Genomic DNA, 6,072 nt, shown 5'->3' on the forward strand with positions numbered 1-6,072 from the left:
TGTTGATGCTGATGTACTTGCCGACTCTGACGCACTTGTTGATGCTGATGTACTTGCTGATTCACTTGCGCTTGTTGATGCCGATGTGCTTGCTGATTCACTCGCGCTTGTCGATGCCGATGTGCTTGCTGACTCTGACGCACTTGTTGACGCTGATGTACTTGCTGATTCACTTGCGCTTGTTGATGCCGATGTGCTTGCTGACTCTGACGCACTTGTTGACGCTGATTCGCTTGCTGATTCACTTGCACTTGTTGACGCTGATGTGCTTGCTGACTCACTTGCACTTGTTGATGCTGATGTGCTTGCTGATTCACTTGCACTTGTCGATGCCGACGTGCTTGCTGACTCTGACGCACTTGTCGATGATGATGTACTTGCTGAATCACTTGCGCTTGTTGATGCTGATGTACTTGCTGACTCACTTGCACTTGTCGATGCTGATGTACTTGCTGATTTTGACGCACTCGTTGACGCTGATTCGCTTGCTGATTCACTTGCGCTTGTTGACGCCGATGTACTTGCCGACTCTGACGCACTTTCTGATGCTGATGTACTTGCTGATTCTGACGCACTTGTTGAAGCTGATTCGCTTGCTGATTCTGATGCACTCGTTGATGCTGATGTACTTGCTGAATCTGACGCACTCGTTGACGCTGATTCGCTTGCTGATTCACTTGCGCTTGTCGATGCCGATGTACTTGCTGAATCACTTGCACTTGTTGACGCTGATGTATTTGCTGATTCTGACGCACTTGTTGATGCTGATGTACTTGCTGAATCACTTGCGCTTGTTGATGCCGACGTGCTTGCTGACTCTGACGCACTTGTCGATGATGATGTACTTGCTGAATCACTTGCGCTTGTTGATGCTGATGTACTTGCTGACTCACTTGCACTTGTTGATGCCGATGTTCTTGCTGATTCACTTGCACTTGTTGAAATAGATTTACTTACCGACTGACTAGTCTCTCTAGATTCTGTAGCCGACATACTTGCCGACTCTGACGCACTTGTTGACGCTGACGTTCTTGCTGATGTTGATGCACTTGTCGATGCCGATGTTCTTGCTGACGTTGATGCACTTGTCGATGCCGATGTTCTTGCCGATGTTGACGCACTTGTTGACGCTGACGTTCTTGCTGATGTTGATGCACTTGTCGACGCCGATGTTCTTGCTGATGTTGACGCACTTGTTGACGCTGACGTTCTTGCTGACGTTGATGCACTCGTAGACGCTGATGTTCTTGCCGACGTTGACGCACTTGTTGACGCTGACGTTCTTGCTGACGTTGATGCACTCGTAGACGCTGATGTTCTTGCCGACGTTGACGCACTTGTTGACGCTGATGTTCTTGCTGATGTTGATGCACTCATAGACGCTGACGTTCTTGCTGATGTTGATGCACTCATAGACGCCGATGTTCTTGCTGACGTTGATGCACTTGTCGATGCCGATGTTCTTGCCGACGTTGACGCACTTGTCGATGCCGATGTTCTTGCTGACGTTGATGCACTTGTCGATGCCGATGTTCTTGCCGACGTTGACGCACTTGTCGATGCCGATGTTCTTGCTGACGTTGATGCACTCGTAGACGCTGATGTTCTTGCTGATGTTGATGCACTTGTTGAAGCTGATATACTAGTACTTTCTGAGATACTTAAAGATTTTGAAACAGAAACTGATTGCGATTCACTTTTGCTTTGAGATATACTTATAGAATCTATAACTTGTGGTTTTACCTGCCCAAAAGAATATTGACTAAGAGCAGTCCCTCCTTCACGTGCAACTAGATATAATTCGCCTCCTCTTCCTGCTTGTTTTCTAGCACCATGTTCTACATAATTAGTTGTATCAAATTTTTGAGTAGTTGAAGCTACAAGGCTCAGACCAAAATGATTTTTAAAATCTGATATATCTCCAAAATATGCTGTTTTAAATGTTATTGTATGCTGTTTAAAACCCGTTGGACGATTCGTTATATACTGGGTTCCATTAATTTTTCTTCCATCTACAATAGTTCTTGTACTAGCTGTAGTAGCAATACCATCAACCTTTACATCAGTAGGTTTACCCATTTTAGCTTCCGCAACAGCAATATATACACCTGTATATGGATTTTCCCATCCTTTAGTACTTGTAGGCGAAGTTGGCGTATACGTAACTGACCATTCTATTGTCTTCGTAATTGTATCATAAACAGCTTTAAGGTTAGAAAGAAGTTGTTGTGGAGTTTCATTTAGACGACCTCCAGACCACCCATATGAATGTGCGTCAGTAAAATCCGAAAAAGTAAAAGTTATTTTGGTTCCTGAAACAGCAGCTCTAAACTTACCTAAATTCTGCAAACTAGATGTAGAATTGGTACGTGGCATAATAGAAGTTAAACGCGCACTCTTTGTACCATCTTCTTTATTGCTAATTTCATAGGTTAAACCATTATTAGCTCTAACATATTTACTATTACTGTTACTAAATTCATTATTTTCAAAAATACGCCTTTGAATAGAACTATCTGTAGCCAACAACACTTCTTTTATTGCATTAATTTCAACTAATGAAGCATTTGTATCTTTAGCAACATTTTTTGCAGCAGTCAATACTGCATCGGCAATTTCAAGACCATCCATAGAAAGACTACGTGCCGCATTTAGCGTTTTTTCTAATGTATTTACAGACTTTTCAAGTTCCATTTTTACTATATTTCTCTCAGAAGACTTTGAAATTGATTCATCAGAACTAATATTTTCATACTTTTCTTCTGAAGCTAAAGAACTTGAAGTAGACATGCTTGTAGACAATGACTCTGAATTACTAATAGAAATTGAATTTGATACTGAGGACGATAAACTTGAACTCATATATTCTGATGTAGATATACTAACAGATTCTGATTCACTTATTGACATTGATGTACTAAGCGATGCTGACTCTGATACCGAGATACTTGCACTCTCTGATGATGATAATGATATTGATTCTGACATTAAGTCCGTATCAGTATTATCCATCTTAATCACTGCAGTATCTTTTTCTGCCAACGTCTCTGTTTCTAAAGATTTACTCATTACCAAATCATTATTTTCTTCAGCATGAACATCCTTAACATTAAGCAATGCTCCACCACCTAAAATTGCACCGATAGATGCAATACCTTTTACGTAGTTCATACTATTTGATTTTATAGTATCTTCAGTATTAATATCTTCAACTTTTAATTCTTCGGAAGAAGCACCAAAAACACGAAGTAATCCTATATTAGAAATAATAGATTTTACCCATTTCTTACCAGATTTATAAAGTTTAACTCTTATTTTTCTATCAGTTTCCTGATAATGCTTGTTAAATAACTTACGTTTCATTTCAACCACCTTTACAATAATTATTGAACACAATAAACAGATAGAAAAAGATTAATAAAAATATTAATTTTTTTCTATCTAACTAATAATTTCAAAATTTATTATTTTAAAAATAAATATAAATAGCATATTAAATCTTAAATAAAAAATACGCTTTACATTAAATATATAAAAATAATCTATAATTAAATAATTTTACAGGTAAATATTATACTATGCCATCCTGATTTTGTCAACAATTAATTAAACATGTTATATTATTTTAATAATAATGATATATAGTAACCATATTAGTCCTTATAAAATATATAATCTGTTATATAATTAACATTTACATAACATAATAAAAAATCTAAATAATTAATATATTAAAAATTAAAATAAATTCATTTAATCAATAAAATTTCATTAATATTATCATATTAATTTTTATGTTTTATCAAATGTTACAATATAACCATTATACATTCCATAACTTAAATATACATTTGAACATATTAGTATTTTCTAATAATTATATAAAATTACATTTTATTATAGTATTAATATAATTATCTTTTAAAATAAAATTAAAATTGTTATATTACTAGATAATATATTTCCATGTTTTACATTATTGCTTTATAAATAAAAAAAATAGGTTCTCAGTTAATACTGAACCCTATATAATCTATTACGAAAGTATTTTATACCATATATATCTTAAAATATTTTAAGTAACAAATATTTATCAATATATTAGATTTCCTATTTTATTTATCACATATAAAAAAGACAACCTTTTTTAGAGTACCTTTGGTTTTATTTTACCGAATATACAACTTTAACAACTATTTTGTAAGTTGTTGTATCTTATTTTTTCTTTATGTTCTATTTTAGCGATAATAAAATATTATATATATATATTGGTAACATCAACGTATTCGTACAAAATAAAAAAATACTTTGAGTATTTTTATTCAAAGTATTTTTTTAAAACAGGGACAGCAGGAATCGAACCCACACCAAAGGTTTTGGAGACCTTTGTTCTACCTTTAAACTATGTCCCTAAAAATGGTGGGAAGAAGTGGATTCGAACCACTGAACCCGAAGGAACGGATTTACAGTCCGTCGCGTTTAGCCTCTTCGCTACCTTCCCAAAATAAAAAATGCCGGCCAGAGGACTCGAACCCCCGACCTACTGATTACAAGTCAGTTGCTCTACCAACTGAGCTAGACCGGCAAAACTTAAAAAATGGTGCCTCGAGACAGAGTCGAACTGCCGACACATGGAGCTTCAATCCATTGCTCTACCAACTGAGCTATCGAGGCACAACATATTAAAATAAATGGCGGTCCCGACGGGAATCGAACCCGCGATCTCCTGCGTGACAGGCAGGCGTGATAACCGCTACACCACGGGACCTAATAAAAAATTGCGGGAGCAGGATTTGAACCTGCGACCTTTGGGTTATGAGCCCAACGAGCTGCCAGACTGCTCCATCCCGCGCTAATAAAATGGAGGAGGAAAGGGGATTCGAACCCCTGCGAGCTTTTACACTCCTGTCGGTTTTCAAGACCGATCCCTTCAGCCGGACTTGGGTATTCCTCCTTAATAATGGTGGACTCTGTAGGACTCGAACCTACGACCGATCGGTTATGAGCCGATAGCTCTGACCAACTGAGCTAAGAGTCCAAAAGACCAAACAATTTTATTGGTGGCGGCAGAGGGGATCGAACCCCCGACCTTACGGGTATGAACCGTACGCTCTAGCCAGCTGAGCTACGCCGCCAATAAAGGCAAATCAATATTCAAATAAATGGTGGAGCCTAGGAGGATCGAACTCCTGACCTCCTGCGTGCAAAGCAGGCGCTCTCCCAGCTGAGCTAAGGCCCCTTTTAAAATATATTTTTCAATGGTCGGGAAGACAGGATTCGAACCTGCGACCCCTTGGTCCCAAACCAAGTGCTCTACCAAGCTGAGCTACTTCCCGCATACTATAACAACGCGCCCAAGAGGAGTCGAACCCCTAACCTTTTGATCCGTAGTCAAACGCTCTATCCAATTGAGCTATGGGCGCTAATATATTGGTGCCGAGGACCGGAATCGAACCGGTACGGTATTGCTACCGCAGGATTTTAAGTCCTGTGCGTCTGCCAGTTCCGCCACCCCGGCATTATATTAGAAAATGTGGAGCGAAAGACGGGATTTGAACCCGCGACCCTCACCTTGGCAAGGTGATGTTCTACCCCTGAACTACTTTCGCAACGTTATGGTGCGGGTGAAGGGAGTCGAACCCCCACGCCGTAAGGCGCTAGATCCTAAGTCTAGTGCGTCTGCCAATTCCGCCACACCCGCGCGAAAGAATAAATGGTGAGCCATGAAGGACTCGAACCTTCGACCCTTTGATTAAAAGTCAAATGCTCTACCAACTGAGCTAATGGCTCATAAAATGGTGCCGGCCAGAGGACTCGAACCCCCGACCTACTGATTACAAGTCAGTTGCTCTACCAACTGAGCTAGACCGGCAAAATGGTGGAGGTTAACGGGATCGAACCGCTGACCCCTTGCTTGTAAGGCAAGTGCTCTCCCAGCTGAGCTAAACCTCCAAATAAAAGTCTGGCAACGTTCTAATCTCGCAGGGCGTAAGCCCAACTACCTTCGACGCTAAAGAGCTTAACTTCTGTGTTCGGTATGGATACAGGTGTGTCCTCTTTGCTATCGCCACC

At 39.5% G+C, this 6,072-nt stretch carries 1 protein-coding gene, 18 tRNA genes and 1 rRNA gene; all 20 read right to left on the reverse strand.

Going from position 1 to position 6,072, the window contains the following annotated elements:
* Nucleotides 1-3,363 (reverse strand): accessory Sec-dependent serine-rich glycoprotein adhesin (locus AC1XWJ_RS07570; protein WP_483335286.1); only part of this gene is annotated, 3,363 nt, incomplete at its 3' end.
* A 978-nt stretch (nucleotides 3,364-4,341) separates the two neighbouring features.
* Nucleotides 4,342-4,412, reverse strand: a tRNA-Trp gene (locus tag AC1XWJ_RS07575).
* Between the two features lie 5 nt (nucleotides 4,413-4,417).
* A tRNA-Tyr gene (locus tag AC1XWJ_RS07580) sits at nucleotides 4,418-4,501 on the reverse strand.
* A gap of 11 nt (nucleotides 4,502-4,512) precedes the next feature.
* A tRNA-Thr gene (locus tag AC1XWJ_RS07585) sits at nucleotides 4,513-4,585 on the reverse strand.
* Between the two features lie 13 nt (nucleotides 4,586-4,598).
* Nucleotides 4,599-4,674: transfer RNA gene (locus AC1XWJ_RS07590), tRNA-Phe, on the reverse strand.
* 18 nt (nucleotides 4,675-4,692) lie between these two features.
* A tRNA-Asp gene (locus AC1XWJ_RS07595) sits at nucleotides 4,693-4,768 on the reverse strand.
* Between the two features lie 10 nt (nucleotides 4,769-4,778).
* A tRNA-Met gene (locus AC1XWJ_RS07600) sits at nucleotides 4,779-4,852 on the reverse strand.
* A 9-nt stretch (nucleotides 4,853-4,861) separates the two neighbouring features.
* A tRNA-Ser gene (locus tag AC1XWJ_RS07605) sits at nucleotides 4,862-4,954 on the reverse strand.
* A gap of 7 nt (nucleotides 4,955-4,961) precedes the next feature.
* Nucleotides 4,962-5,038: transfer RNA gene (locus AC1XWJ_RS07610), tRNA-Ile, on the reverse strand.
* Between the two features lie 20 nt (nucleotides 5,039-5,058).
* Nucleotides 5,059-5,135, reverse strand: a tRNA-Met gene (locus tag AC1XWJ_RS07615).
* A gap of 28 nt (nucleotides 5,136-5,163) precedes the next feature.
* Nucleotides 5,164-5,239 (reverse strand) — tRNA-Ala (locus AC1XWJ_RS07620).
* A 20-nt stretch (nucleotides 5,240-5,259) separates the two neighbouring features.
* A tRNA-Pro gene (locus AC1XWJ_RS07625) sits at nucleotides 5,260-5,336 on the reverse strand.
* Between the two features lie 13 nt (nucleotides 5,337-5,349).
* Nucleotides 5,350-5,423, reverse strand: a tRNA-Arg gene (locus tag AC1XWJ_RS07630).
* 8 nt (nucleotides 5,424-5,431) lie between these two features.
* A tRNA-Leu gene (locus AC1XWJ_RS07635) sits at nucleotides 5,432-5,518 on the reverse strand.
* Nucleotides 5,519-5,534: 16 nt separating this feature from the next.
* A tRNA-Gly gene (locus AC1XWJ_RS07640) sits at nucleotides 5,535-5,609 on the reverse strand.
* Nucleotides 5,610-5,616: 7 nt separating this feature from the next.
* Nucleotides 5,617-5,701, reverse strand: a tRNA-Leu gene (locus AC1XWJ_RS07645).
* 13 nt (nucleotides 5,702-5,714) lie between these two features.
* Nucleotides 5,715-5,790, reverse strand: a tRNA-Lys gene (locus AC1XWJ_RS07650).
* 6 nt (nucleotides 5,791-5,796) lie between these two features.
* Nucleotides 5,797-5,872: transfer RNA gene (locus AC1XWJ_RS07655), tRNA-Thr, on the reverse strand.
* 4 nt (nucleotides 5,873-5,876) lie between these two features.
* Nucleotides 5,877-5,952: transfer RNA gene (locus tag AC1XWJ_RS07660), tRNA-Val, on the reverse strand.
* Nucleotides 5,953-5,960: 8 nt separating this feature from the next.
* Nucleotides 5,961-6,072: ribosomal RNA gene (gene rrf / locus AC1XWJ_RS07665) — 5S ribosomal RNA — on the reverse strand; the annotation flags it as partial.

It is taken from the genome of Gemelliphila sp. 1F1 (assembly GCF_056897515.1).